Genomic DNA, 23,584 nt, shown 5'->3' with positions numbered 1-23,584 from the left:
GTGGGAGAACATTAGGTGTTTGATAGCAGGATGTGCGGTTTGCAGAGCCGCGAATTCGGCCGCGGGCTTCATGCCGTACGCCGCAGCGCCTTGGCCCGATGTGACCGAAAACGCCCGCGCTATGCGTGACCGGTGGTCTCCTCCGGCGGCGTAGCGCTGCACCAAACATTGAATGAGCCGCGCCTTCGATAGGCGTCCTACCACACCGAAGTTTTGAAATTTAGGCCACACAGGCCTACGAGGCAACGAGGCAACAGATGAGCGAAGGCTACCAGTATCCGCTGGATGATGAAATCGGCGATGAGACCCGCCCGGCGGCGCAAGGGCTTTTTGATCCAGCCCTTGAACGCGACGCATGTGGCGTCGGATTTATTGCGAACCTCAAAGGACTGAAGTCGCACGCCATTGTTGAAGGCGCGCTCAAAATTCTCGAAAACCTCGAGCACCGTGGCGCTGTTGGCGCCGACCCCCTCTCCGGCGACGGCGCCGGCATTCTGATACAAATTCCCCACGATTTCTTAGCCGCCGAGACGAAGGCCGCTGGCTTCGAACTGCCGGCGCCGGGTCACTATGCGGTCGGCCAGATCTTCATGCCGCGCGATGACCGGCTGCGCGCCCACTGCGAGCGCGTCTGGTCGCGCTGCCTCAAGGAAGAAGGTCTCGAGCTGATCGGCTGGCGCACGGTGCCCGTCGACAACAGCTGTCTCTCGGTAATGGTGCGCGACGTCGAACCGGTGCAGCGTCAGGTATTCATCCGCCGACCCGCATCGATGACCGATCAGGAAGAATTCGAACGCCACCTCTATATCGTTCGCAAGGTCGTCTCGAACGCAATTCACGATGCCTACAAGGGTCGCGACATCGGCCATTACACGGTGTCCCTGTCGACTCGCACCGTCGTCTACAAGGGCATGTTCCTGTCGTATCAGGTGAAGGCCTATTACAAAGACCTCTCCGATCCGCGCCTCGTGTCGGCGCTTGCCCTCGTCCACCAGCGTTTCTCGACCAACACCTTCCCGTCGTGGAAGCTCGCCCATCCCTACCGGATGGTTGCCCATAACGGCGAAATCAACACGCTGCGCGGCAACGTCAACTGGATGGCGGCACGTCAGGCATCCGTATCGTCGCCGCTATTCGGCGATCGCATCTCGAAGCTCTGGCCGATCTCCTATGAAGGCCAGTCCGACACCGCGTGCTTCGACAACGCCCTCGAGTTCCTCGTCATGGGCGGCTACAGCCTTTCGCACGCTGCGATGATGCTGATCCCGGAAGCCTGGGCCGGCAATCCGACGATGGATACCAAGCGCCGTGCATTCTACGAATATCATGCCTGCTTGATGGAGCCGTGGGACGGCCCCGCCGCGATGGCGTTCACCGACGGCCGCCAGATCGGCGCGACGCTCGATCGCAACGGTTTGCGCCCGGCACGCTATCTCGTCACCAAAGACGACACCGTCATCATGTCGTCGGAGTCTGGCGTGCTGCCGGTCGCCGAGGAAAACATCGTCAAGAAGTGGCGACTGCAGCCCGGCAAGATGCTGCTGATCGACCTCGAGAAGGGTTGCATCATCTCCGATGAGGAGCTGAAGGCCGAGATCGCGGCAAGCCATCCATATGAAACGTGGCTGAAGCGCACGCAGATCAAGGTCTCCGACCTGCCGCTCCCGTCAAAAGGCATCATCGCGCCGAAGTCGAACGTTGCGCTGCTCGATCTGCAGCAGTCGTTCGGCTACACGCAGGAAAGCATCAAGTTCCTGCTGACCCCCATGGCCGAGAAGGGCGAAGAAGCCACCGGCTCGATGGGAACCGACACCCCGATCTCGGCGCTCTCGTCGAAGTCGAAGCTGCTGCACACTTACTTCAAGCAAAACTTCGCGCAGGTGACGAACCCGCCGATCGACTCGATCCGCGAAGAGCTGGTGATGAGTCTCGTCTCGTTCATCGGTCCGCGTCCGAACCTGCTCGATCTTCAGGGCACCTCGAAGCAGAAGCGGCTCGAAGTCGATCAGCCTATCCTGACGAACGAAGACCTCGAGCGTATTCGCGGCATCGGCGCCGTGAAGGACAACGATTTCGAATCGATCACGATCGACATCACCTATCCCGCCGAGAAGGGCGAAGGCGGCATGGGCCCCGCGCTCGACGGCATCTGCGCCGAAGCGGAAGAGTACGTTCGCGCCAAAGAATACAACATCATCATCTTGTCCGATCGGCGCGCCGGTCCGGACCGCGTGGCGCTGCCCTCGTTGCTCGCAACCTCGGCCGTCCACCATCACCTGATCAAGCAAGGTTTGCGAACCTCGGTCGGTCTCGTCGTCGAGACGGGCGAAGCCCACGAGATCAATCAATTCTGCACGCTTGCAGGCTACGGCGCCGAGGCGATCAATCCCTATCTCGCGTTCGAAACGCTCTACACCATGCTGCCGGATCTTCCCGAGGGAACGACCCCCGAGATGGTCAAGAAGCGCTTCATCAAGGCCATCGGCAAAGCCATGCTGAAGGTCATGGCGAAGATGGGCATCTCCACCTATCAGTCCTATTGCGGCGCGCAGATCTTCGACGCTGTCGGCCTGCGTTCGAGCTTCGTCGATCGCTACTTCACCGGCACGCATACGCAGGTGGAGGGCGTCGGCCTCCGAGAGATCGCCCGCGAAACGGTCGAGCGCCACAAGACGGCATTCGGCGACGTACCCACTCTTGCCAACGCGCTGGAAGTCGGTGGCGAATACGCTTACCGCGTCCGCGGCGAAGCCCACATGTGGCGGCCGGGAACGGTGGCCGATCTTCAGCACGCCGTTCGCGCAACCGACAACAAGGATGCGATGGGCGGCAACGTCCCGCAGAAATTCCGCGAATACTCGAAGTCGATCAACGACCAGTCGGAACAGCTGATGACGCTACGCGGCATGTTCCGCCTGCGCTCGGCGGAATCCTTGGGCCGCAAGTCCATTCCCATCGAACAGGTGGAACCGGCTGCCAACATCGTGAAGCGGTTCGCGACCGGCGCGATGAGCTATGGCTCGATCAGCCGCGAAGCTCACACCACGCTCGCGATCGCTATGAACCGCATCGGCGGCCGCTCGAACACGGGCGAAGGCGGCGAAGAATCCGATCGCTTCAAACCGATGGCGAACGGCGACTCGATGCGCTCCGCGATCAAGCAGGTTGCTTCCGGCCGCTTCGGCGTGACGACGGAATATCTCGTCAACTCCGACGTGATGCAGATCAAGATGGCCCAGGGCGCCAAGCCCGGCGAAGGCGGCCAGCTACCCGGACACAAGGTCGACGCAACGATCGCCAAGGTCCGTCACTCGACGCCGGGCGTGACCCTCGTCTCGCCGCCGCCGCACCACGACATCTACTCGATCGAGGATCTCGCACAGCTCATCTACGACCTGAAGAACGTCAACCCGACGGCTGACGTCTCGGTGAAGCTCGTCTCCGAGGTCGGTGTCGGCACCGTCGCGGCAGGCGTCGCCAAGGCGCGCGCCGATCATGTGACGATTTCCGGCTTCGAAGGTGGCACCGGCGCATCTCCGCTGACGTCGATCAAGCACGCGGGCTCTCCGTGGGAAATCGGCCTTGCGGAAACGCATCAGACCCTCGTCGCCAATCGGCTGCGCGGCCGTATCGCGGTCCAGGTCGACGGCGGCATCAGAACCGGCCGTGACGTCGTCATCGGTGCCCTTCTCGGCGCCGACGAGTTCGGCTTTGCGACCGCACCGTTGATCGCAGCAGGCTGCATCATGATGCGCAAGTGTCACTTGAACACCTGCCCTGTCGGCGTCGCCACGCAAGACCCCGTCTTGCGCGCGAAGTTCTCCGGCAAGCCCGAGCATGTCATCAATTTCTTCTTCTTCGTCGCCGAAGAAGTCCGCGAGATCATGGCGCAGCTCGGGTTCCGCAACTTCAGCGAGATGATCGGTCAGAGCGACCAGCTCGATAAGGATCGCGCCATCGAGCACTGGAAGGCGCGCGGGCTCGACTTCACGAAGCTCTTCCACAAGCCCCATGCTCCGAAGGGCGTCGCGGTGTTCAATAGCGAACGCCAGGACCACGGCCTCGAAAAGGTGTTGGACGTCCAGCTGATCGATATCGCGAAGCCGGCGCTCGAACTGAAGAGACCGGTAAAAGGCGAACTGGAAATCAGGAACGTCAACCGCTCGACGGGCGCCATGCTCTCAGGCGAAGTTGCTAAGCGCTTCGGCCATGCCGGTCTGCCGGAAGACACCATCTGGCTATCCTTCAAAGGCACGGCCGGACAGGCGTTCGGCGCGTGGGTGGCGCATGGCGTCACGCTCGACCTCGTCGGCGAAGGCAACGACTATGTCGGCAAGGGATTGTCGGGCGGCAAGTTGATCGTCCGCCCTGATCCGAAATCCGGGATCGTACCGGAAAACAGCATCATCGTCGGCAATACCGTGCTTTACGGCGCGATCACCGGCGAATGCTATTTCCGCGGTGTCGCCGGCGAACGCTTCGCCGTCCGCAACTCCGGTGCCTACGCTGTCGTCGAAGGCACCGGCGACCACGGCTGCGAATACATGACCGGCGGCGTTGTCGTTGTTCTGGGTGAAACCGGCCGCAACTTCGCAGCCGGCATGTCAGGCGGCATCGCCTACGTGCTCGACGAGAAGGGCGACTTCGAAAACCGTCTCAACAAGGAGATGGTCCAGCTCGAAGCGCTGACGGCTGATGCGGGCTCTCTGCAGAAGCTTGCCCAGCAAGGCGGCGATGTCGCGATCGCGGTTCGTAACGTCATGGTCGATATGCGCGAGCAGGACGTCGAACGCCTGCACACGCTCATCTCGCGTCATGCCCATTACACCAACTCGCGCCGCGCCCAGGAAATCCTGAAAGACTTCCCGGCCTTCCTGCCGAAGTTCAAAAAGGTGATGCCGGTCGAATACCGTCGCGCACTGACTGAGCTGGCCAAGGCCCGCGAAACCAATCGCGAGGCTGAGCTTGAGGCCGCAACCAAGCAATAGCTATCGCTCTGCCAATCGCGAATTAGAAAGACGAAAGAAGAAATGGGCAAGCCGACTGGTTTTCTGGAAATCGACCGCGCCGACCGCAAGTACAAGCCGGTCGAAGAGCGTTTGAAGCACTATAAGGAATTCGTCGTTCCGCTGGCCGAGCCTGAGGTCAAGAAACAGGCTTCGCGCTGCATGGATTGCGGCATTCCCTATTGCCACACGGGCTGTCCGGTGAACAACCAGATCCCCGATTGGAACGACCTCGTCTATCACGGCGATTGGAAGAACGCGGCCGACAACCTCCATTCGACGAACAACTTCCCCGAGGTAACGGGCCGTATCTGCCCGGCGCCATGCGAAGCGGCCTGCACGCTGAATATCGACGACAAGCCGGTGACGATCAAAACGATCGAGAACTCGATCGCGGATCGCGCTTGGGAAGAAGGCTGGATCCGTCCGCTGCCGCCCGAAAAGAAGACCGGCAAGAAAGTCGCCATTATCGGCTCTGGCCCCGCAGGCCTCGCGGCAGCCCAGCAGCTCGCGCGCGCCGGTCATGACGTTCATGTCTACGAGAAGAACGCCCGCCCGGGCGGCCTGCTCGTTTACGGCATTCCCGACTTCAAAATGGAAAAGGCGATCATCGCTCGCCGCGTCAAGCAGATCGAAGCGGAAGGCGTCACGTTCCATTGCGGAATTCACGTCGGCCAGGATCTCTCGGCAAAGTACCTCGAATCGAAGCACGACGCGGTGTTGATCGCGATCGGCTCCGAGCAGCCGTTTGACTTCTTCGCCAAGTCGCCGGGACGCGATCTCGACGGCCTTCACTACGCGATGGACTTCCTGCCTCAGCAGAACCGGCGCAATGCCGGCGAGGCGCAGAAGCCAAAGACCCATGAGATCTCTGCAAAGGACAAGCACGTCATCGTCATCGGTGGCGGCGACACCGGCTCCGACTGCATCGGCACCTCGTTCCGCCAGGGCGCGAAGAGCGTGACGCAGCTCGAGATCATGCCGATGCCGCCTGAGAAAGAGAACAAGGCGCTCTCTTGGCCACATTGGCCGCTGAAGCTGCGCGTGTCCTCTTCGCAAGCCGAAGGCGCGAAAACCGAGTACTCGATTTCTACGACGGGCTTCTCGGGCGAAGGCGGCAAGGTCAAGAAGCTCCACTACACGCGCGTGAACGCCAACCTGCAGCCGATCAAGGGAACCGAAGGCGCGCTCGACGCCGATCTCGTTCTTTTCGCCATGGGCTTCTCGGGCCCAATCGAAAGCGACATCGTCAAGGAGTTCCAACTTCCCGTTGTGCCGCGCGGGCGCTTCAAGGGGCTGGACGCGACGGACAAGGATTACAAACTCGCGACCTCGCCGAAGCTTTTCTGCGCTGGCGATATCCGGCGCGGTCAGTCGCTCGTCGTGTGGGCGATCCGCGAAGGCCGTCAGGCGGCCCACACCATCGACAAGTTCCTGATGGGCTCGACCGTTCTGCCGCGCTGAACGGCGACGTTACGCGACACGCGGCGCAGTTGCGCCGAGACCGATAAGGCAGGCGCCGGCAATTCGTGCCGGCTCCAGCTGCTTGCATTCTAGCGCAACTGACATGGCGTATAGGCGCAGTACGTCCGTCGCTATCAAGCGGGAACGTACGTCAACCTGATCACGTCCTCGCCAATTCGATCGCTGGCCACAAGGCGGAGCGGTGGCCGGGGGCCGGCGAAGAAAGGCTTGCCGCGACCGAGCACGACGGGATGAAGGTACAGCCGATACTCATCAATAAGACCAAGGTCGCCTAGGCTTCGTGCCAAGTCTGGTCCGCCAACTTGAACCTCCCCAACAAGCTGAGCCTTGAGCGCGCGTATAGCCGCCTCGATGTCATTGTCGACAAGCGTGGCGTTAGGGCCGACCGACTTCAACGAGCGCGAAACGACCCACTTCTGTTGGCGCCGCCACGCGGCTGCGAAGTCGCGCCGCGCCGCATCCCACTCGGGATGATCGTCGTCCCAATATCGCATGAGTTCGTACAAGCGGCGACCGTACACGCTACCCACCTGGTCGCGCGCCTGCTCGATGTAATGATGGAAAAGCGTTGGGCTTGGCGCATACGCCATGTGATCGACGTAGCCGTCTAAGGACTGGTTCATTCCAAATACGAGCTTCGCCATACTGCGCTACCGCGGGATCATGTTGGCTGTGGACCGGTGAATCGGTTGCGCATCCCTTAGCCCCGGGGCGCGGCTTCTGAAGGCTTCGCCTGGCTCGTCGTGTCGGGCTTCGGCGGCCACGTCACATCGTCCGCACGACCGGCTTTCGGTTGCAACCGCTCGCCCTTTACCAGCAGCCGGAAATACGGCGCCTGCGTGGGCGACAGACGTCCGCGATCCTTGTTGCCCGCAGGCGAGATCGAACTCATCAACGTCAAGCCGCCCGCGATCTGATCGACGAGAAGATCACCCCTCTGACCCGATCCTTCGCGCCGCGCCATCAGCGTCACGACCGACGCCGGGATCGCTGGCCTGACGATTTCGATCGTCTGAGATTCCTCGCGGCCGTTATTGCCGATCATCTTGAGCGTGATCTTGCCGTTGTCCGCCTTCTGATCGCCGGTACCGTCACCTGCTGCCGACGGCGGCGATCCATCGAGCGAAGCCCCGCGCACGACCGGCGCATGCGAAGCGGCCTCCGCTTTCTGCGCCACGGGCGACGATGGCGCTGGAGTCTTTACCGCATTGTCCGGATTGATCTTCGCCTGCTCGGGCTCGGCGCCGAGCAACGGGATGTTGCGATTGGCCTTGGCCTGAATGAGATCCGGCCGCAATTCCTTCTCGACGAAATGCGCGAGCTTGCGATTGCCGGCATCCGTGAAGTGGACGCCATCCCTGAGACGCAAGAGCCGGATCGCGCCTTCGAGATCGGGGCCATAAGACGAGTAAGCACCATTCTCGTCGGTGAAGCCCTGATAGGCATCGATATATTTATAGCCGTTGAGGTAAGCGCGCTCGCGGATGACATCGTTCATTTTCTGCGCGAGTTCGTTCGCATCCGAGCGCGCCAAATTCGGCATGCCGACCCAATAAACGCCCGCGTTCTTGGCTTTGAAGGCCCGCATGAGCCGATCGACGCGCCGCGTATATTCGGCGAGCCACGCATCGCCTCCGACCGGCAATCGTTTGCCGTCGGGGCCACGGAATGACATGCGGTCGTCTTCGCCGACCATGACGATGGCGATGTTGAGCGGCTGCGCGGCGATCGCCTTTTCGAGCGTCGCGACTTTCGCGTCGAAGTCGCCGAGACCGATGCCCGAAAATGGCGTCACCTGCCGCTGAATATTCAGCCGGATATCCGGACCGAAGGCTGCGACGAGGCCCGCGAGCAGACCTTCCGCAAACCCGTCGCCATAGACGCTCACCTGATAGACGTCGTTATCCGGAAATGAGGTGAGGAACGTCCCGCCCTGATTCTCGTCTCCGGCGCGCGCGGGCAATCCAGGCACGACCAGAAACGCCAGGAGAAACGCCACGAGAAACGCGGCGAGCATGGGGGTCAGGTACCTGGAGAAGGCGCTCATCCGGTCGTGTGCCTTTTGCAACCCGCAAGCCTGCCGAGGTTTGATTCCGGGCCCCACCATACAGCGCCGGCCCCAGGTCTCCAACGGGGTCTCCAACCGCCGCAGCCGGCAACGCACTCGTCTTAGCGCGTCGCCTGCGAATTCGCGTGCGCCAACACCCCGTCGGAGGGCCAGCAATCGATTTTCAGCCCATTGGCCTTCTGATAGAGGCCGATCTGCTTGCGCGTGTTGGAACCGATTTTTCCGTCGGTCTTGTCCATCGGATAGCCCAGCACTTTGAGCTTGGCCTGCAGATCATGAACCGTTTGCGTTTTCGGCTGCGCGAACGACTTCCACGGCGTCGCGAAATCTCCCTCGCCCCGTATGCGGTCGCCGAGGTTTCCGACGAACAGCGCATAGAGATCCGACGTGTTGTAGAGCCGGATGACGCGAAAGTTCTGGGCTGCCAAAAACGCCGGGCCATAGGCTCCGGCCGGCATCATGAGATAGGCGTCTTCAGCAAGTTGCGCCTTGCTGAACGGCGCGCCGTTCGCCTTCTTGAAACCCATCGCCACCCAATCGCCGATCGGGCGCGCATCGGGCGGTCCCTCGAGCGAACAATCGGCTTTCGGCGGCGCGATCACCTCATACCCCCAGCGTGCGCCACGAACCCAGCCCTTGCCCTCGAGCTGCTTGGCCGTGAATGCAAGCGCATCGGCAACAGACCGCCAGATGTCGATCTTCCCATCGCCGTCGCCGTCGACAGCGAATTTAAGATACTCGGTCGGCATAGCCTGCGTGAGGCCGAGCGCCCCGGCCCACGATGATTTCATGTCCGAGCGCGGCACGCCCTGTTGCAGCATCACGAGCGCCGCGATCAGCTCCTCCCGAAACTTCTCCTTGCGCTTTCCGGTGTAAGCGAGCGTCGCGAGCATGCGGATCGCATCGTTCGGGGGATGATATGAGCCGTAAGCCGTTTCACGACCCCAAATGGCGACCAGCGTATAGCGGTCGACGCCCGTCATCTTCTCGATGCGCTCGAGGTCGGCCTTGTGCTCGGCGAGAAACGCGCGGCCTTGAACGGCAAGCTTTTCGAGATAAGGCTTCGACAAGTAATCGGCCGCCGTCTTCGTGAATTCAGCCTGACCGCTGTTGTCGACTTTGGGCCGTCCGGGAATATCGAGATCGGGGATCGTCAAGTCGGGTTCAACACCGGCAAAGGCGGTGTCGAACGTCTGGCGGCTGACGCCGGCGCTCTTTGCGTCGGGCCACAAAGTCTCGACGAACGCACGAAACTCGTCCGCCGGTTTCGCGTGAACATCCGGCGCCGCAAAGGTCATCGCAACCGCCAGGAACGCAACCAGGAAAGCAGCAGACAAAATCTCGAAATGGCGTCGTATTAACAGCATTGAATCGCTGCCTTCCTTGCATAGCGGGCCGCAGTGCGGATGACAGCGCGTGCCCGATTTTCAGGGCATTTTTGGGGCCTCACGCCTCGTGAGCCGCGGCCTTTAAGGCGTCGACACGCCGCTCCCAGTTAAGCGCCTGCGCGACGATCTGTTCCAAATCGTCATGCTGAGGCTGCCAGCCGAGCTTCTCGCGGATTTTGGCCGACGCGGCAACGATGGCCGCCGGGTCGCCCGGCCGCCGCGGAGACAGCAGAACCTTGAAATCGACGCCGGATACGTGCTTCACCGCGGCGATGACCTCGATGACGGAATACCCCTTCGAATAGCCGCAGTTGAAGATATCCGAAACACCGCCCCGGCGCAGATGATCGAGAGCGACCGAGTGCGCGTTGGCGAGGTCGCTGACGTGGATGTAGTCGCGCACGCAGGTGCCGTCGGCGGTCGGATAATCGGTCCCGAAGACTTCCATCTGCGGCCGTTTGCCGAGAGCCGTTTCGCACGCGACCTTGATCAGATGCGTAGCGCGCGGCGTCGACTGGCCGGATCGGCCCTCGGGATCGGCGCCCGCGACGTTGAAATAGCGAAGTGCGACAAAACGGAAATCATGTGCGCGCGAGGCGTCCGACAGCATGATCTCGGTCATCAGCTTCGAGGAACCGTAGGGCGACATCGGCGCCGGAGGCGCGCTTTCCGAAACGGGATTGTCTTCGGGATTCCCGTAGACGGCGGCGGTCGAGGAAAAGATGAAATTCTTGACGCCGGTCCGGACGGCCGCCGCAATCAGGCCCCGTGATTTGACCGTATTGTTCAAATAATAGCCGAGCGGGTCGGCGACTGAATCCGGCACCACGATCGACCCGGCGAAGTGAATGATCGCATTCACGCCATGAGCACGGATCGTTTCCTCGACGAGAGCGTTATCGGCAATGTCTCCCACCACCAGCGTCGCCCGGCGATCAACGGCCCACCGAAATCCCGTAGACAGATTATCGATGACGACGACGTCCTCACCCCGATCCACCAACTCCAGCACCATGTGGCTGCCGATGTAGCCGGCACCGCCCGTGACGAGAACGCTCATGGTTGCATTGGACTCCCGAGTTAGATACCCACACTCGCGGCCGATTTTCCGTCAAAAAGGCCGTTCAGACCTAAAGGAGACGGCGCCCCGGCGCAAACGACCCTCCCGCGTTCCCCGCGAGAAACTTCTCAAATTCGGGGATTAGACATAAATCGTTACCAAATGGGCTTAGACCGCTTCTGCTGTCCTCGGAGCATATGATGAGCGTTGTGAAAAGACCTATCCGTAAAGCCGTCTTCCCGGTCGCCGGTCTCGGAACCCGATTTCTCCCCGCGACGAAGGCCGTGCCCAAGGAAATGCTGACCGTGGTCGACCGGCCCGTCTTGCAGCACGTCGTCGACGAGGCCCGCACCGCCGGCATCGAGCATTTCATTTTCGTCACGGGACGGAACAAGGGAGTCATCGAAGATCACTTCGACAAGCAGTTCGAATTGGAATCGACGCTTGCCGCCCGCGGCAAGAACAAAGAGATCGAGGCCCTCGCGCGCGACCTTCCGCAGGCGGGCCAAACGAGCTTTACCCGCCAGCAGTCTCCACTCGGCCTCGGCCACGCCGTTTGGTGTGCGCGGGAACTCGTCGGCGACGAGCCGTTTGCATTGCTCCTGCCGGACATGCTCCACCATGGCCGCTCGTCATGCCTCGCCGATATGATCGAAGCCTACGCCACGACAGGCGGCAACCTAATCGCTGTCGCCCCCGTGCCCGATGATCAGACGCATCAGTACGGCATCGTCGGCGTAATGGATGCAAAGGCGAAGGTTTCCCCGATCACCGGAATGGTCGAGAAACCGAAGCAAGGCACCGCGCCGTCTAACCTGCACATCACCGGCCGCTACGTCCTGCAGCCTGAAATTTTCGGCCTTCTCGAGAAGCAGGAGCGGGGCGCGGGCGGCGAAATCCAGCTCACCGACTCGATGATCGGCCTGATGCAGGCCGCCGACCAGCCATTCCACGCCGTACGTTTCGACGGCGAGATTTATGACTGCGGATCGAAGCTCGGATTTCTGACAGCCAACGTCGCGCTGGCCCTTGAGCGACCGGATCTCGCCGACGACTTCCGGCGTGATTTGAACCGGCTGCTCGCGACCAATAAATAAGGGTCCGAGCCGCTTAACAGCGAAGATCCCTATTGGCGCAACCGGACGCCGAAGTGGACTTCGTCTCCGACGTAGTCGTTCGGTGCGCCAACGCCATTGAAATCGACGTGCGCGTATTTCCCGAAGAGCACGGTGTTGCGGTTGGCATAATATTCGATGCCCGCCGTTTGCCGCCATTCGGTATCGTTGATGATCCCGTCTTGCGAGTTCTGGTTGGAATAGATCAACCCAGCCGAAGCAACGAGATAGCTTCTGAGCTCGTGACGAACCTCAACGCCGACCGTGCGAAAGAATGCGCCGCCGACGTTGGCGGTTGTCGTCTCGGAAACATCCGTACTGGCGTTGAGCAGAACCGACGTCAGTGCCGTCGCCCGCCACGTCGCGTTGGCATCGAACGTCAAACCGTCGACTGAGTGCAGACGCGAATCTTCGGGCGTCTGAATACCGTAGCCGAGACTGATGTCACCGCGAATAATTTCGCCCGTATTTCCGAATGACACGCCGAACCGGTAACGCTGGCCGTTCGAAGTACGATTGATAAAATCGTACTGCGCCGCTTCGCCATAGTCGCGATGATTATAGGCGAACTCGAAGTAGGGCGAGAACGATGGCTTGAACTCCCACGAGGTCCGGAACGTCTCTTCATAGATCGTGTAATCGCGATCGCTGTTAGAGGTGACCCGGCCGTCATCTTCGACGCTGCCGTAAGTATAGTCCTGCACGCTGCCGCGCAGCTGATACGACAGGCGATTGAAGCGCTGATTGTAGGCAAGTTCCGCGCGGTTCGTATCGATGACCGATCGCGTGCCGGCCGAACTCGCATCGAGCGCCGAACGGCTCTCGAGATATTGCTGCCGGGAAACGAGCGCCTGGATATTCGTGCGCTTCGTTATGTCGAGCCGCCCGCGCGCCTCGAGCGTATAGTCGCGATCGTCTTCGGTCGGAAAATCATTGTAGAAACTCAGCACGCCGACGGCTCTGAACTCGAGCGCATGCGTTCCCCAGTTCGAAACGAGCCGCGCTCCTGGCTTCACATCCATCGCCCAATCGGACGGCGAGCCGGGCGCGTGAAAGACGTTCGAGTAATAGGACGCGCCGAACTCCACCTCGGGAAAGAGCACGAAACTACCGACCTTGATGCCGACCGGATCATAAGGCTCCTGACGGAAGAGGCGCCTTGGCGTTCGGTTATCGACGTAGGGATTGAGATCTTCGATCTGGAAGAGCAGTGGGTCGTAACCGGCAGGCGGACCAGCGAAGATTGCCGCATCATCACCATCCCGCGCCTCGCTGGCGGCAGGATCGGTCCCCTCGACCGGCTCCGCCGCATCGACGCCGCCATCGACGACACCCGAAGTATCGGCTGTGAGGCCCGCGTCGCCATCCGCCGCTTGTCCCGCTTTCGAAGCCGGGTCGAGCAGGTCTTGTTCGGTCGTCTTGAAATTTGGATCGTCGCCCGACGCCGCGGCATCGTCATCGTCTTGGGAATCGGATTGGAGCGAGATCGGCCGCGTCGGCCCGGACGCATAACTTTCGCTGATCGTCGTCTCGCCGCCTTGTGCGGCATTAGGTACCTGAGCGCGGACAGACGGACAGAACACGCCCGAGAGCGTTACAGCCACAATTCCACTTATCAACCAGGCGAACGGCCGGTCGACCATTTCAGCGTCCCCATGCGCGACTTCCACTCGAAACGCTACTAACGATCGACCGTAGAAACGGTTGGTTAATGCCGGTTTAAAATGCTCGCAGGGGTTGCTTCGAGCGCCGCCAGACGCGAAAGTGTTAACGCGGTTCGGCCGAGTCTTTTTTTGGACGGGTCGATCGATCGCGCAACGGGGGAACATCGAGCGGATGCAGAAGGTAATTCCATTCCAGCTGCCCGAAGGCGAGCGCCGGGAAGCTGAAAGCGAAACCGACCAGACGACGCCGATCGCTTCAGCGCTTCGAACGCTCAACCTCGGGGCCGAAGGGTTGGCCCAGCTCGCCAACGAGGTCGCCGGCCCGATGGCGCCGGCTTTCGATGAAGCCGTTCGACGCCTGAAGGCCGTCACGGGCCGGGTCATCGTGACTGGCATCGGCAAGAGCGGTCACGTCGCCCAGAAGATCGCCGCAACGTTCGCCTCCACGGGGACGCCCGCGTTCTTTGTCCACCCAGGCGAGGCCTCACACGGCGACCTCGGCATGATCACGCGATCGGATCTCATCCTCGCGCTGTCGTGGTCCGGCGAAACCGTCGAGTTGAAGCCCATCATCACCTATTCTCGCCGGTTCGCGGTTCCATTGATCGCGATAACCTCGCAGGCGAATTCCGCGCTCGGAGAGCAGGCCGACATTCTGTTGCTTCTGCCGCGCGTGAAGGAGGCCTGCCCGCACGGCCTCGCACCGACGACCTCGACCACCATTCAGCTCGCGATCGGAGACAGTCTCGCCATCGCGTTGCTCGACGCGCGCGGCTTCACGGCCCACGACTTCAAGATCTTCCATCCGGGCGGATCTCTCGGCGCCAACCTCAAGTACGTCGCCGACGTCATGCATCCGTCCGATCAACTGCCGTTGATCGGCAGCGGCGCGCTGATGTCGGAAGCACTTGTCGCCATGACCGAGAAAAGCTTCGGCTGCGTCGGCGTGACGGATAGCAAAGGCAAGCTGCTCGGCGTGATCACCGACGGCGACTTGCGCCGTCACATGGGCGACAAATTGCTCGAAGCCAAAGTCGATGACGTGATGACGGCGAAGCCCAAGACGATTGCGCCGACACTGCTCGCGTCGGCCGCCCTGGAGCTCATCAACTCATCGCGCATTACCGCGCTGTTCGTCGTCGAGAAGCAGAAGCCCATCGGCATCGTGCACGTTCACGATCTGCTGCGATTGGGCGTCGCCTAGGCGAGCTGCACGAAACAAGTTGCACGCGGCAAGCTGCGCGGCCGGTCAAAGCCAGCCTTGCAGCTCCCGGCGCACCACCGCCTCGATCACATCGACGCCTTCAGCACTGTCGTTGAGCGCTTTGAGATAAGCGAATTTCTCGCCGCCGTTCGACTCGAAAATGTGCCGGTTCTCAACGTCGAGTTCTTCGAGCGTCTCGAGGCAGTCGGCCGAAAATCCCGGCGCAACCAGAGCCAATTTTTTGACGCCCGACTTGGCCAGCGCTTCGACGGTTTTATCCGTATAGGGCTGCAGCCAGGGATCGTTGCCGAAACGCGACTGGAACGTCGTCAGCCAGCGCTCCTCGGGAATTCCCAATTTCTGCCGCAGCAACCGCGACGTTTTCTGGCACTGACAATGGTAGGGATCGCCCGCCTTGAAATATTTCTCCGGCATGCCGTGGAAGGTCGCGATGATTTTCTCCGGCTCGAAATCGAGTTCGGCCAAACTCTTGCGCATCGAGCGCGCGAGCGCATCGATGTAAGCGGGATGATCATGATAGCTTGGCGCCGTGCGAACCGCCGGTTGCCAGCGCATTTTCATCAGCGCCCGAAATGCTTGATCGCACGCAGTCGCAGTCGTCGCCGCCGCGTATTGCGGATAAAGCGGCACGAACAGAATGCGGTCGCAACCTTGCTCCTTGAGCGCAAGTATGCGGCTCTCCGTCGACGGGTTGGCGTAGCGCATCGCCCAGTCGACCACGATTCGCGGCTCACCCCCGAACCTCGCCGTCAATTGCTCGGCTTGATTGCGCGTGATCGTCTTCAGGGGGCCTTCGTCGCGCTCGTTATTCCAGATGGTCGCGTAGTCGCGCCCCTTTCGGCTCGGCCGCGACGTCAGAATGATGAGATTGAGGATCGGCCACCACTTCCACTTCGGTTCCTCGATGACGCGCTCATCGGACAGGAACTCCCGCAGATAGCGGCGCATCGGCCAGTATGTGGTGCCGTCGGGCGTTCCGAGGTTGAGAAGAAGAATGCCGACCCGGCCGAGCGCGACCGGAGCATGCCCAGGCGGCAGCTTCACGGACTCGGTATCAAAGCGATCTTGTTTTGGAACTTCGTTCATCCGCTCTCCGAAATCAGAAATCAGCGCGACCCTAACGGATCATGCGCGCCGTTGCGATGGGGCAGAGGCGACGGATTTCGTGGCAAGCCTCGGCTTGGACGACGCCCGGGCTTTTTCAGGCTCCCCCCCTCGTTCATCGCTCCGCTCATCAGCCCGGCCATTGGCGTCGGCCCGTACGGCATCCGCCGGTTTCGGACCCGGCGGCACTAGAGATGGTGCGTCGACCAGCGGATCCAATGCCCGGCCATGCTCCCAATATGCCGCCGCGCGCTTGATGAAGGCCCGCGTCTTTTCGGAGAATAGCCGCTTCACGCGAAATTCGGCCTTTGCGCGGAGAACCTGCTGCTGCCGCCGGCAAATGGAGATAGCCGCTTCCTTCTGCTCGTCCGTCATATCGGGTGCGGCCGAGACAGCAGCGGCCAGCACTGCAAGATCATGGTCGTCGCCGAGCCACTGCGATAGCTCACGCGAGGCATTCACCCGGACCGCGAATTCATCCGGCCACGCACGCGCAAGCAGCGCCATCTGACGCCAATGCCATTGCACGGCCTTCCGCAATTCGTGGAAATTTTCATCCGTCGGCTCGTCGTAAGCGTAGGCGATCGCCTTCCTGGCCTTCCGGTAACTTGTGTCGAGGCCACCCGCGAGCGCCGCGAAGCCCTGATGCTTGAAATCGAGACGCTCGATCTTCTTCGCTTCCGCGCCGAGCAACCCGCGCGCGCGATCGGCCGTCTCGGCGTCGAGCCGCTCCGGCTGATTTCCCGCCCGCGCTGTCAGCGTCGCCTTCAATGGCGCGAATGCGGCTCCTGCCTCCGGAAACTCCTGGGCAAGTTTTTCGATGGTTTCGAACATGACGGTCTGGTCGCGCCGGGCCGACAGAAGTCTCCCGATTTCGCCGAGCGCCTTCGTGCGCCGCCGCGCCTTTTTGGTTCCGATGGTCGCCGCCGTAAGACGTATGAGCGCGCGCAGCCGCTTGATGGATTTCCGGCACTCGTGCACGCTCTTGGGATCGGCCGTCGGACCCGCCAATTCCGCAATCGAGCTATCGAATTGCTCGCGCGCAATGCGTCGAAAACCCTTTTCGACGGGCTCGTTGATTTTGAATCGATACGGCATAACGCGGGAACGGCTTCGAAAAGAGGAGAAGGCTTGTCGTAGATCCGAACCACATAAAACTGTCACAAACAACGCCGCGATAGTTAACACATGGTTGCCCTACTTATCGAGCCTCCAACTGTCGCAACCATTGAACCACGCGTTCATTTGGGTCTGAGGCCGTTATGAAGTCGGTTATGACGGCCAAGGTATCGGCCCCCGCCGCCAGCACCCCGGTGGCCCTCTCCGGCGTCAAACCGCCGATGGCGACCAACGGCAGCTGACCAATTTTACCGCGCCATTCCTTAACCTTCTCAAGCCCTTGAGGCCCCCAGGGCATGGCTTTGAGCTTGGTTTCGTAAATCGGGCCCAGCGCCACATAGTCAGGTTCCGCAGCCAGAGCGATCTCGAGTTCGGCTTCATCGTGCGTCGATACCCCAAACCTGATCCGAGCGAGCTTAATCGCCTCGAAATCAGCCGTGCGCAGATCTTCCTGGCCGAGATGAATGTAGTCGACCCCGGTATCGAGCGCGACTTCCCAATAGTCATTGAGGATGAGCTGACAGTTGTTCTCGCGGCAGAAATCGAACGCCCGCTTCGCTTGCGCCGCGATCTCGGCTGGAGAACTATCCTTGATCCTGAGCTGCACGAGCTTCACGCCGAGCGGCACGATGCGTTCGAGCCAACCGACGTCGGGCACGATCGGATAAAAGCGCGCGAGCTTGGTTTGCGTTGAATTCAAAGCACGTTCAATCGAGATCGAAAAACGGAGTGCCGGCGACGGGCGTCGACGGTACCGCCATATCGCGAGGCGGGATCAGCCCGGCTTCATACCCCAAATGCCCCGACTGGATCGCCGACGCGAATGCCGCCGCCATCTTCACCGGATCAGCGGCTTTCGCAACCGCCGTGTTGAGCAATACGGCGTCGTAGCCAAGCTCCATGGCGAGCGCCGCGTGCGACGGCGCGCCGATGCCCGCATCGATGATCAGCGTCACATCGGGGAAGTAGGCGCGCAAGCTTGTCAGCGCCTGAACGTTGGCGAGACCGCGGCCGCTGCCGATTGGCGCGCCCCACGGCATGATCACCTCGCATCCGGCGCGCTGCAGCCGTTCGGCGACGGAAAGATCTTCTGTTGTATAAGGCAGAACCTTGAAGCCGTCGCGACTGAGCGTGCCAGCCGCTTCGACGAGACCGAAGACATCCGGCTGCAGAGTGTCGTCGTTGCCGATGACCTCAAGCTTGATCCAGTCCGTTCCGAAAAGCTCGCGTGCCATCTGGGCGGTGGCAATGGCTTCCCCCGGCGTCCGGCATCCGGCCGTGTTGGGAAGAACACGAACACCCAAATCCTTGATGATGTCGAGGAACCGCTCGCCGGCCTTCCCGCCGGCGGCCTCACGGCGCAACGAGACGGTGACGATCTCCGCACCCGACGCCTTCACCGCGCTTGCCAGAATGGCCGGAGACGGATAGCCCGCCGTCCCGACCAGAAGCCGCGAAGAAATCGCCTCCCCGTAAACGGTGAGCGCACGCCCCGCATGCAACGACTGATCACGAACGTTCATTTTAAGCGTAACTCGTCCTTTTGACCGCTGAGTTTAGGCGCCGATCTTATCCGCCTTGCCGAGCCGATACGATCTCGACACGGTCGCCGCTGCTCAACGCCGTCGTAGCACGCCGCGCCTCAGGCACGAACTGTCCGTTGAGCGCCGTCGCGACCTTCGCCTCGCCGAGGCCCTGCTCCACAATGAGCGCCGCAAGCGTACCAGCCTCACTGACGGTTTTGCGGCCGTTGACGATCAATTCAGTGCTCGCTTCGTGTTGTAGCATCGCTCAATTTGACCTGAAGGGCGGACATGGGCATTTAATCGCCGTTTACCAGAGCATTGGAGAGTTTTTTACCGCATATAATCCGGGCGGGTCAAAGGGACCCGCCAATCCGCCGCAATTAGCATCTGAATCTCCGGCGTCGAAATTGAGGATCGCCCGATGTTTTCGCGCCTGATGTCGTCTCGCCGTTTCGCTCCGCTCTTCTGGAGCCAGCTGCTAGCTGCCCTGAACGACAACCTTCTCAAGAACGCCCTGGCGATGCTCGTCGTCTACAAGCTGGCGATGGAAAACGGCCCGGCCCTCGGAACGCTTGCAGGCGCGGCCCTCGTACTTCCCTTCTTCGTCTTCTCCGCGCTTGCGGGACAGCTCGCCGACAAGTTCGACAAGGGGAAGGTTGCAGTTCGCGTTCGCCTCTTGGAAATTCCGGTCGCCGTAATCGCGGCCACCGGATTCATACTGCCATCGGTGCCGTTGCTGTTTGCGGCTCTCATCCTCTTCGGCACACTCAGCGCCTTCTTCGGACCAGTAAAATACGGGCTGCTCCCGTCCCATCTCGAAACCAGAGAGCTTCCATCCGGCAACGCCCTGATCGAAGGCGCAACCTTCATAGCGATTCTGATTGGAACCATCGGCGGCAATCTCGCGTCAGGCGGCGAGACGGAAATCATCATCATCGCGAGCGCCATCGTCGGCATCTCGGTGCTCGGCTGGATCTCGGCGCGCTTCATTCCGCCCGCGCCGTCCTCGGTGCCCGATCTCGTCGTCGATAGAAACGTCGTCACCTCGACCGCCACGCTGTTGAAAGACCTGCGCGCCGACAAACGCATTTGGCAAGGCGCACTTATCACGTCCTGGTTCTGGCTTGTTGGCGCCGCCGTGCTGGCACTGCTGCAAAACCTCATTCCACAAACCTTGAACGGCGCACCATCCGTTTATACGCTGGCGCTTTTCACATTTGCGGTCGCAGTTGCACTCGGATCTATCGTCGCGGCGCGCGCCAGCACCAATCGGCCCAACCTCGCGCTCGTCCCCATCGGTGCACTGTTGATGGGCCTTTTCCTGCTCGATCTGGCGTGGGTCGCGTCCGCCATGAAGCCAGCTCCGGAACCCCTCGGCGCGGCAGCCATTTTGACCTCGGTCGAAGGCCTTCACATGCTTGTCGACCTCGCCGGCATTGCATTCGCCGGCGGCCTCTTCATCGTACCCTCGTTTGCAGCCGTACAGGCATGGTCGCCCGTCGAGCGCCGCTCTCGCGTCATCGCCGGATGCAACGTCCTGTCGGCCGCATTCATGACGCTCGTCGGCATCGCGATCGCGGGGCTCCAGTACGAGAAGATCTCCGTCGCGCTCCTCTATGCCGGCCTCGGAGTTGCAAACCTTCTCGTCGTGGTGCTCGTCCTTCGAGCTTGGGGCGCCGAGGGCGTGAAGGACGTCGTCGTCTTCATGTTCAAAACGTTCTTCGGGCTGGAGGTCAGAGGTCTCGAAAATCTCCCCAAACCCGGACAACGCGCCATCATCGCGCCCAACCACGTCAGCCTTCTCGATGCGGGATTGTTGAACGGGCTTCTTCCGTCCCACAATGCCTATGCAGTCGATACCGCCATCGCCAACACGTGGTGGGCGAAGCCGTTCCTGAAGCTCGCACAGTTCTACACGGTCGATCCAACGCGCCCGCTCGGCATGCGCCATCTGATCCAGGCCGTCAAAGATGGAACCTCGCTCGTGATCTTCCCCGAGGGACGCCTGACCGTCACCGGCGGACTGATGAAAGTCTACGACGGCACGGCGATGATCGCGGACAAGGCGAATGCACCGGTCATTCCCGTTCGCATCGATGGCCTTGAGCGCTCGCATTTTGGCTATCTCAGCAGCTCTCAGACAAAGAAAGTCTGGTTTCCGAAGACAATCGTCACCATTCTTCCTCCGGTCTGGCTGAAGGTCGATCCTGCGCTCCGCGGCAAGGCGCGGCGCCAGGCGGCAGGCGCGGCGTTGCAAGACATCATGACTGACTCTGCAGTGCTGACGACGCCGATCGATCAAACGCTCTTCGAAGCGCTCGTAGCCGCCCACAAGACGCGCGACACCGGCAAGCCTGCGATCGAAGATCCGCTCGGAACCAAGCTCTCATACAAGAAGCTGATCGTCGGCGCGCAGGTGCTGGGAGCGAAACTCGCGCCGATGTTGCCGCCGCCTGGGTCATCCGTCGGCGTGCTGCTGCCGAATTCCGCGGGCGTCGCGGTGACGTTCTTCGCACTGCAGACGGTCGGGCGCGTCCCGGCGATGCTCAATTTCTCGGCCGGGGCTGCCAACGTCGTCTCTGCCTGCAAGGCGGCGAACGTGTCGGTCGTGCTGACATCCCGCGTCTTCGTTGAAAAGGGACACCTGGAGCCGCTCATCCAGGCCCTCGAAGCGGTCGTGCGCGTGATCTATCTGGAAGACGTGCGCCCGACGATAACATTTGGCGATAAGCTGAAAGGCCTCGTGCAAGGTGGAAGGCCCCAAGTCAAAGCCGACTACAACGCGCCCGCAGCAATCCTCTTCACGTCGGGCTCCGAAGGAACGCCAAAGGGCGTGGTTCTCTCTCACCGAAACATTCTGGCGAACTGTGCTCAAAGCCTCACGCGCGTTGCCTGCAACGGCACCGACAAGGTTTTCAACGCGCTTCCAGTGTTCCATTCGTTTGGCTTGACCGCGGGCCTGTTGATGCCACTCGTCGCCGGCGTGCCGGTCTATCTCTATCCGACGCCGCTGCACTACCGCATCATTCCCGAACTCGTTTATCAGTCGAATGCCACCATCATGTTCGGCACCGACACCTTCCTCGCCGGCTATGCACGCGTCGCGCACCCTTATGATTTCGCGCGCGTACGCCTCATTCTCGCGGGCGCCGAGGCGGTAAAGGATCGGACAAGGCAACTCTACATGGATCGTTTCGGCGTGCGCATTCTCGAAGGCTACGGCGTGACGGAAACCGCGCCCGTACTCGCGATCAACACGCCGCTTGCGAATAAGGCTGGCAGCGTCGGCCGCCTTTCGCCGCTGATGGAAGCGCGCCTCGATCCGGTTCCCGGCATAGAGGCCGGCGGCCGCCTCTACGTTCGCGGGCCGAACGTGATGCTCGGCTATTATCGGGCCGAAAACCCCGGTGTTCTCGAACCGCCAACGGACGGCTGGCATGACACGGGCGATATCGTCGATATCGATCCGCAGGGCTTCATCATGATCAAAGGCCGCGCCAAGCGGTTCGCCAAGATCGGCGGCGAGATGATTTCGCTGTCCGCCGTGGAGGCATTGGCCGCCGAGCTTTGGCCGCAACAGATACCGGTCGTCGTCGCCCTCCCCGATCAGCGAAAAGGCGAGCGCCTGGCGCTGCTGACGACCGATCCGAATTGCACGCGCGACGCGTTCTCTCAGTTCGTGCGCAGAAAGGGCGTAACCGAGCTTATGACGCCCGCGGACGTTTTCGTCGTGTCGAAAATTCCGCTGCTCGGCTCCGGCAAGCCCGATTATGTTGCAGCTCTCGAACTCGCGAAGCAAACGTTGGCCGCCAAGGCTAGCCCCTCAGGGAGCAGCGAACAGCGGCCCCTCACGCCGGTTGTCGGATAGATAACCGGCAACGGCCCGCGCAAGTACCGGCGCCAGAAGGAACCCGTGCCGGTACGCACCGTTGACGCGGACGACGCGCCCCGCGTCCTCGACAATGATCCGCGGCACGTTATCGGAAAAAGCAGGCCTGACCCCCGCGCCCATCTCGAGAACGGATGCCTCCCCGAACGCCGGATGCACCGCATAGGCCGAGCCGAGAAGATCGAGCGCCGATCGGAGCGACATCGGACCATCGTCTTCCCGCTCGATAACGGTCGCGCCGACGACGAACCGCCCATCCCCCTGCGGCACGACATAGATCGGCTGACGCGGATGCAGGAGGCGAACCGGGCGCGACAAGCTCACATCGTTCGTTCGAATGAGAACGCGTTCGCCGCGCACACCCCTGAGCGACGGTAGATCTTCGTGGGCGCCAATCCCCCGGCAATCGATCGCAACGTCTTCCGGCGTGCCGTTCCAACGGCTTTCAAACTGGATATCCGCACCGAGCAAGCGAAGCTGATCGACGAGCCAGCTCATTGCTTTTTGCGCATCGACGTGCGCTTCGCTCTCGAAATAAAGCCCGCGCTCGAAACGGCCGGCGAGCGACGGCTCGAGATCGGCGATGCGTGGACCCGCAACCGCCGCATGGCCTTCCGTCATGTTGGCGAAGCGAGCCAGATCCCCCGCATCGCGTGCGTGCGCCACCACGAGTGTTCCGTTGCTCATGATGTCGGGATAGGTGTCGCGCCAAATGCGGAGCCCTTCACGTCCCAAATCGCGAACGCTGAGCGGCGCACCTTCGGCCTCGCACTCCGGCGCGATCATCGCCCCAGCCCAACGGCTCGATGATCGCGCAAACGGATCGCGACCCGCCTCGATCAGGCGTACGCGATATCCGGCGCGCGCCAAGGCAAATGCTTGCCAAAGGCCGAATATGCCGGCGCCGACGACGAGGATTGACGGTTTGCTCAAGG

16 protein-coding genes are annotated in these 23,584 nt (G+C 61.5%); 5 read left to right on the top strand and 11 right to left on the bottom strand.

The genetic code is table 11. The annotated features are described in order from the left end of the window. Nucleotides 1-257 precede the first annotated feature (257 nt). Nucleotides 258-4,988: a glutamate synthase large subunit gene (gltB, locus tag AACL53_RS02595; protein WP_339082181.1), complete on the top strand. Its 4,731-nt coding sequence runs from the start codon at nucleotides 258-260 to the stop codon at nucleotides 4,986-4,988. Nucleotides 4,989-5,030: 42 nt separating this feature from the next. Continuing rightward, on the top strand, nucleotides 5,031-6,470 hold the full coding sequence (locus AACL53_RS02590; protein WP_339082178.1) for a glutamate synthase subunit beta: 1,440 nt from the start codon (nucleotides 5,031-5,033) through the stop codon (nucleotides 6,468-6,470). A 134-nt stretch (nucleotides 6,471-6,604) separates the two neighbouring features. On the opposite strand, the gene AACL53_RS02585 is transcribed toward AACL53_RS02590, so the two are convergent. From AACL53_RS02585 to galE, 4 genes are all read right to left on the bottom strand, one after another. Continuing rightward, complete coding sequence (locus AACL53_RS02585; RefSeq protein ID WP_339082175.1) at nucleotides 6,605-7,135, bottom strand: dihydrofolate reductase family protein; 531 nt, start codon at nucleotides 7,133-7,135, stop codon at nucleotides 6,605-6,607. A 56-nt stretch (nucleotides 7,136-7,191) separates the two neighbouring features. Then, nucleotides 7,192-8,538, bottom strand: a complete 1,347-nt coding sequence (locus tag AACL53_RS02580) for a GDSL-type esterase/lipase family protein (protein WP_339082172.1) — start codon at nucleotides 8,536-8,538, stop codon at nucleotides 7,192-7,194. 122 nt (nucleotides 8,539-8,660) lie between these two features. Continuing rightward, nucleotides 8,661-9,926 (bottom strand): lytic murein transglycosylase, encoded by a 1,266-nt coding sequence (locus AACL53_RS02575; RefSeq protein ID WP_339082170.1) that lies wholly within the window; start codon nucleotides 9,924-9,926, stop codon nucleotides 8,661-8,663. Nucleotides 9,927-10,005: 79 nt separating this feature from the next. Continuing rightward, on the bottom strand, nucleotides 10,006-11,007 hold the full coding sequence (galE, locus tag AACL53_RS02570) for a UDP-glucose 4-epimerase GalE (RefSeq protein WP_339082169.1): 1,002 nt from the start codon (nucleotides 11,005-11,007) through the stop codon (nucleotides 10,006-10,008). Between the two features lie 200 nt (nucleotides 11,008-11,207). On the opposite strand from galE, the gene AACL53_RS02565 reads away from it, so the two are divergent. Beyond that, nucleotides 11,208-12,104: a UTP--glucose-1-phosphate uridylyltransferase gene (locus AACL53_RS02565; RefSeq protein WP_339082166.1), complete on the top strand. Its 897-nt coding sequence runs from the start codon at nucleotides 11,208-11,210 to the stop codon at nucleotides 12,102-12,104. Nucleotides 12,105-12,133: 29 nt separating this feature from the next. On the opposite strand, the gene AACL53_RS02560 is transcribed toward AACL53_RS02565, so the two are convergent. Then, nucleotides 12,134-13,765: an outer membrane beta-barrel protein gene (locus AACL53_RS02560; protein WP_339082164.1), complete on the bottom strand. Its 1,632-nt coding sequence runs from the start codon at nucleotides 13,763-13,765 to the stop codon at nucleotides 12,134-12,136. A gap of 193 nt (nucleotides 13,766-13,958) precedes the next feature. Between AACL53_RS02560 and AACL53_RS02555 the strand changes: the two genes are divergently transcribed. Continuing rightward, on the top strand, nucleotides 13,959-14,990 hold the full coding sequence (locus AACL53_RS02555) for an SIS domain-containing protein (RefSeq protein WP_339082162.1): 1,032 nt from the start codon (nucleotides 13,959-13,961) through the stop codon (nucleotides 14,988-14,990). Between the two features lie 45 nt (nucleotides 14,991-15,035). On the opposite strand, the gene hemH is transcribed toward AACL53_RS02555, so the two are convergent. From hemH to thiS, 5 genes are all read right to left on the bottom strand, one after another. Further along, nucleotides 15,036-16,097, bottom strand: a complete 1,062-nt coding sequence (gene hemH, locus AACL53_RS02550; protein WP_339082160.1) for a ferrochelatase — start codon at nucleotides 16,095-16,097, stop codon at nucleotides 15,036-15,038. Nucleotides 16,098-16,136: 39 nt separating this feature from the next. Beyond that, on the bottom strand, nucleotides 16,137-17,213 hold the full coding sequence (locus AACL53_RS02545) for a CHAD domain-containing protein (protein ID WP_339082158.1): 1,077 nt from the start codon (nucleotides 17,211-17,213) through the stop codon (nucleotides 16,137-16,139). A gap of 103 nt (nucleotides 17,214-17,316) precedes the next feature. Continuing rightward, entirely contained in the window at nucleotides 17,317-17,934 is a 618-nt protein-coding gene (locus tag AACL53_RS02540) for a thiamine phosphate synthase (protein WP_339082156.1), read from the bottom strand. A 7-nt stretch (nucleotides 17,935-17,941) separates the two neighbouring features. Further along, nucleotides 17,942-18,757: a thiazole synthase gene (locus AACL53_RS02535; RefSeq protein ID WP_339082154.1), complete on the bottom strand. Its 816-nt coding sequence runs from the start codon at nucleotides 18,755-18,757 to the stop codon at nucleotides 17,942-17,944. A 46-nt stretch (nucleotides 18,758-18,803) separates the two neighbouring features. After that, nucleotides 18,804-19,022, bottom strand: a complete 219-nt coding sequence (thiS, locus tag AACL53_RS02530; protein WP_339082152.1) for a sulfur carrier protein ThiS — start codon at nucleotides 19,020-19,022, stop codon at nucleotides 18,804-18,806. A 159-nt stretch (nucleotides 19,023-19,181) separates the two neighbouring features. Between thiS and AACL53_RS02525 the strand changes: the two genes are divergently transcribed. After that, nucleotides 19,182-22,628, top strand: a complete 3,447-nt coding sequence (locus tag AACL53_RS02525) for an acyl-[ACP]--phospholipid O-acyltransferase (protein ID WP_339082150.1) — start codon at nucleotides 19,182-19,184, stop codon at nucleotides 22,626-22,628. On the opposite strand, the gene AACL53_RS02520 is transcribed toward AACL53_RS02525, so the two are convergent. Continuing rightward, on the bottom strand, nucleotides 22,584-23,582 hold the full coding sequence (locus tag AACL53_RS02520; RefSeq protein ID WP_339082148.1) for an FAD-dependent oxidoreductase: 999 nt from the start codon (nucleotides 23,580-23,582) through the stop codon (nucleotides 22,584-22,586). The two genes, AACL53_RS02525 and AACL53_RS02520, sit on opposite strands and share 45 nt — an antisense overlap. Nucleotides 23,583-23,584 lie beyond the last annotated feature (2 nt).

It is taken from the genome of Hyphomicrobium sp. ghe19, assembly GCF_902712875.1.
Taxonomy (GTDB): Bacteria; Pseudomonadota; Alphaproteobacteria; order Rhizobiales; family Hyphomicrobiaceae; genus Hyphomicrobium_B.
Note: the sequence above shows the minus strand (reverse complement) of the source record. Positions and strands in the feature narration are given on the sequence as shown.

Coding starts and splice junctions, on each gene's coding strand:
- AACL53_RS02575 (WP_339082170.1), bottom strand. CDS start 9,926: ATGCTGTTAATACGACGCCATTTCGAGATTTTGTCTGCTGCTTTCCTG.
- AACL53_RS02585 (WP_339082175.1), bottom strand. CDS start 7,135: ATGGCGAAGCTCGTATTTGGAATGAACCAGTCCTTAGACGGCTACGTC.
- galE (WP_339082169.1), bottom strand. CDS start 11,007: ATGAGCGTTCTCGTCACGGGCGGTGCCGGCTACATCGGCAGCCACATG.
- AACL53_RS02560 (WP_339082164.1), bottom strand. CDS start 13,765: ATGGTCGACCGGCCGTTCGCCTGGTTGATAAGTGGAATTGTGGCTGTA.
- AACL53_RS02590 (WP_339082178.1), top strand. CDS start 5,031: ATGGGCAAGCCGACTGGTTTTCTGGAAATCGACCGCGCCGACCGCAAG.
- AACL53_RS02555 (WP_339082162.1), top strand. CDS start 13,959: ATGCAGAAGGTAATTCCATTCCAGCTGCCCGAAGGCGAGCGCCGGGAA.
- AACL53_RS02535 (WP_339082154.1), bottom strand. CDS start 18,757: ATGAACGTTCGTGATCAGTCGTTGCATGCGGGGCGTGCGCTCACCGTT.
- AACL53_RS02565 (WP_339082166.1), top strand. CDS start 11,208: ATGAGCGTTGTGAAAAGACCTATCCGTAAAGCCGTCTTCCCGGTCGCC.
- AACL53_RS02580 (WP_339082172.1), bottom strand. CDS start 8,538: ATGAGCGCCTTCTCCAGGTACCTGACCCCCATGCTCGCCGCGTTTCTC.
- gltB (WP_339082181.1), top strand. CDS start 258: ATGAGCGAAGGCTACCAGTATCCGCTGGATGATGAAATCGGCGATGAG.
- hemH (WP_339082160.1), bottom strand. CDS start 16,097: ATGAACGAAGTTCCAAAACAAGATCGCTTTGATACCGAGTCCGTGAAG.
- thiS (WP_339082152.1), bottom strand. CDS start 19,022: ATGCTACAACACGAAGCGAGCACTGAATTGATCGTCAACGGCCGCAAA.
- AACL53_RS02545 (WP_339082158.1), bottom strand. CDS start 17,213: ATGCCGTATCGATTCAAAATCAACGAGCCCGTCGAAAAGGGTTTTCGA.
- AACL53_RS02525 (WP_339082150.1), top strand. CDS start 19,182: ATGTTTTCGCGCCTGATGTCGTCTCGCCGTTTCGCTCCGCTCTTCTGG.